The 3503-nt window shown below is 45.3% G+C and carries 3 protein-coding genes and 1 pseudogene; 2 read left to right on the plus strand and 2 right to left on the minus strand.

Annotated features, from left to right (window positions below; genetic code table 11):
* The coding region (locus EPO18_RS19355; RefSeq protein ID WP_292436314.1) for a PIN domain-containing protein at positions 1–314 on the plus strand (314 nt) is incomplete at its 5' end.
* 98 nt (positions 315–412) lie between these two features.
* Here EPO18_RS19355 and EPO18_RS19360 read toward each other — a convergent pair.
* On the minus strand, positions 413–1738 hold the full coding sequence (locus tag EPO18_RS19360) for an IS4 family transposase (RefSeq protein WP_292436316.1): 1326 nt from the start codon (positions 1736–1738) through the stop codon (positions 413–415).
* Between the two features lie 507 nt (positions 1739–2245).
* Here EPO18_RS19360 and EPO18_RS19365 point away from each other — a divergent pair.
* Positions 2246–3247 (plus strand): IS110 family RNA-guided transposase, encoded by a 1002-nt coding sequence (locus tag EPO18_RS19365; protein WP_292436318.1) that lies wholly within the window; start codon positions 2246–2248, stop codon positions 3245–3247.
* A 64-nt stretch (positions 3248–3311) separates the two neighbouring features.
* Here EPO18_RS19365 and EPO18_RS19370 read toward each other — a convergent pair.
* Positions 3312–3503 (minus strand): annotated as a pseudogene (locus EPO18_RS19370) (hypothetical protein); the annotation flags it as partial.

Below are 3503 nucleotides of genomic sequence, written 5' to 3' on the forward strand. Positions count from 1 at the left end.
TTGGTTTGCTTAAAGGCAATGACGAAGCCATCTCTATTTTAAGCGGCATTAGTCTGCCTGTTTGCGGGTTTAGTGCTATCACTCGGATGGAATTGTTGTGTTACCCGGATTTGACTATGGATGAGGAACAGGCCATCAATCGTCTACTGGATCGGATGACGCATTTGGCGATTAGCCCGTTGATTGAAGATTTAACGATACAATTTAGACATCAACACCGCGTCAAATTACCTGATGCCATAATCGCCGCCACGGCCACCGCGCATGGCATTAAACTATTAACGCTGGACAAAAAACTTGCCGTGAAGTTGTAAGGTCAGTTTGTGTAGGTTGGGCAAACAGCCTTATCGTTTGCCCAACAGTGACCACGTGATAATGTTGGGCAGAAAAGCGTTGCCCCATACGCATCAACTTAAGAAAAAGCATATTTATAATCAATGCGTTGAGAAGTATTTGGTTTCTTTTTTCTGGAGTTTAGCGAACAGCTATAGTTGAAACGCTCCGCTAACTCCTTGAGAAAAGCCATCAACGCATTAACATCATTCAAACAATTGGCCAAACGTTCTGTTTGCTCTTTAATCATTTGACACCCCTTGACCAAGCTGCGATGCGGGTTCTGCCAAAGACCCGCCAAGCAAATCCAGTGTTGCACTAACGCCCCCAGCAACTTGACGTAGAACTCGCATAAAATCCGTTCCGGCTTTGCGCTCCGTGAATGTCCCAGACGGCCTTGTGTTTTCCATAATTTAAACAGCAACTCGATTTGCCAGCGCACTCCGTACAGCACATAACATTCTTCAAAGCTGAGCTTAGACGCTTCAACATCCGTGATCAGCCAGTTCCAGTCGCACAACTCAAGGTTTTTTCGGGTCGGCAAGCGTCCTTGATTTTGCGCATTCTCTTTCATTTTTGCCCGTCGCCGTCCCGCTTGCTCCTCGGGAACTTTCCATAGCAATAAACGCGTTGGCAGTTGTTCTTGACTGCCGATGTTGACTGTCATTTCATGCGTTACCCTGCCTTGTTGGTTCAGCGTCGCGACCCATTCGGACAAATCAATTTTATCGCCTTGTACCGTAAAGACCTGGGTTCGGGGTTGCAGCCGGGAGATCCAGTATTCACCGTGCTCAGACTGCGCTTTCATCCGGGCAAGGTTAAAATAACCCAGATCTTGCAAGCGTAAACTGCCCGGCTCGTAAACCGCTTTAGCCCCATGACTACGATTGTCTGAATGCTTACCGTCCAGAAGGTCAAAATATAAATGCCCGGATTTTAATTCCAAGCGGGTGTCAATTTTAGCGGAGGATTGACGAGGCTTTCCTGCTCCGCCAGCGCCTGTATACCTGTCTGCCAATTGTTCAGGCAGGGTAACCGTGCTGCAATCCGCCACGTAAATGTGGGTAAATCTTGAAAAGAGTTCAATGGCCGCCGGTTCGCTAGCCGCTATAGCCTGTGAAACAGCCGCTCCCAATACGTTTTTTAGAAATTCGCCGGCTTCGGGGGTAAAGCGTTTGTCGATACCTTGCGCTGATATTTTTAAGTGGTGCGTGAATCCCGCCCGGGCAATACCTTCCACGCTGGTATCCGGTTTTGGAAGCCAGGCAAAAAGTAGCGTTTTAATAAACGTAGACCCTTTCACTTTGCGTGCACGCTTAATAAACCCGCTTTCTTTCGCCAATTCATCGGCTTTTTCATTCAGTACAAATTGCAGTGCTTTAGCTATCTTTGAAAATATATCCATTGCTTCATTAGGTTGTGAATTGCAGATTGCATATCCTATTGAAATGGCATGATTTTTTTCAAGCCTCTTTAAGTTGATGCGTATGGGTGAGGGTATTTTCATCCCCACGTAGAGTGTCATTGCCATTAAGTTAAGGAACGTTATTATAAAAATTGAACAAAGTTCTCGCAGTAGGGCGTGCCGTGCGCGCCAAAGGGATAGCAAGATTTTTCAAGTATCGAGAAAGGCGCGCACGGCACGCCCTTGTATATTAAAGACCTCTCTAAAACACAGGATTATGTGATACAAAAAAGTTTATAGTGATAACTGATTTTCTGGGGAAGCCGTCACGCCCTTAAGCCTTGAGCTTGTTCGTAGATAGGCTCCCCACCCTCGTCATCCATGCCGTGGAGTATCTGAGACCTGTAAGCCTAAGCTTCTGAGTCTGCATTCGCAAGGACGGTAGGAGAAGTGTCAGGGTTGGGAAACCAGTCATCATCATAACAAAATAATTTATAGAGAAATAAAATGAATAATGCAGGCATTGATGTTAGCCACAAAGAACTTGTTATTGTTGTCAGTGTAAAAGGTAAAGTGCGTAAAGCCAAAACCTTTGAAAATACCCCATCGGGTCATCATGCCATTATTCAATTGCTGTCAAAATTAAAGGGAGAATCAAGAGTTTGCCTTGAAGCGACCGGTATTTATCATTTTGATTTAGCGGTAGCGCTCAGTCGTGCCGAAGGGATTGAGGTCATGGTTATCAATCCCAAAGCTTCACATAACTTTGCCAAAGTATTGATGAAGCGTAGTAAAACGGATGCGGTCGATGCAGAAATTTTAGCCATTTATTGCGAAAGAATGCCTTTTGAAGCTTGGCAACGCCCAGCCGATGAAAACATCGCCTTAAAAGCGATTTCTCGAAGAATAGCGACGCTGACCAAGCTGAAAACTCAAACTAAAAACCAGTTGCACGCGTTAAAAGCCACCGCAGAAACGCCGGTATTGGTGATTGAGCATATCGAAGAATTGGTTACCGTCTTGGACAAACAAATTCAAGTCCACCGTGAGAGTGCGATTGAATTAATCCATCAGCACGATACGCTAGCAGAAGCCTATACGTTAATCACCGGCATCAAAGGCATTGCACAAGCGAGTGCCGTTCAAATGCTAGGCGAGTTGATGATATTGCCTCAAGATATGAGTGCAAAGCAATGGGTCGCTTATGCGGGTTTAGATCCTCGGCAATTTGAATCGGGCAGCAGTGTGGCGAAAAAGTCACGTATCAGCAAAGCGGGTAATAAATTTGTTCGGCAGGCGCTGTATATGCCGGCACTGGTTGCAACACAACATGAGCCTCATGTTAAAGGCTATTATGCGCATCTGATTAACGACAATGGGTTGAAGAAGATCCAGGCTGTATGTGCCGTCATGCGTAAACTTTTACACGCCATCCATGGCATGCTAAAAACTAAAAAAGAATTTGACGGGACTCGTTTTTACACGTTTCCTGTGGAAGCAAGTTCATAATAATTGTTATGACTTTTGCAAATTTGGGCTTGTGTTTTAAGAGAGTATCTACGCCACTAACATTTTAATGGCAATGACGTAGCGCGTGGGAACGGGTAACGTCGATTATCTCCAAATAGCCGTCTTTATAGCTCGGATATTTGAATTGATAACCCAACGCTTTTAACTTGGCGTTATGACAGCGTTTGTTCATTCCAGCATCAACATCGACCGCTTTAACAGTTGGTGGCGGGCAACGCAGTCGATCTGCCAGCCA

The organism is Methylobacter sp., from assembly GCF_004322395.1.
GTDB lineage: Bacteria > Pseudomonadota > Gammaproteobacteria > Methylococcales > Methylomonadaceae > Methylobacter_A.

What these genes read in the sequence shown, in the direction of transcription:
- EPO18_RS19360 (WP_292436316.1), bottom strand. Translation starts at nt 1,738, where the DNA reads ATGGATATATTTTCAAAGATAGCTAAAGCACTGCAATTTGTACTGAAT.
- EPO18_RS19365 (WP_292436318.1), top strand. Translation starts at nt 2,246, where the DNA reads ATGAATAATGCAGGCATTGATGTTAGCCACAAAGAACTTGTTATTGTT.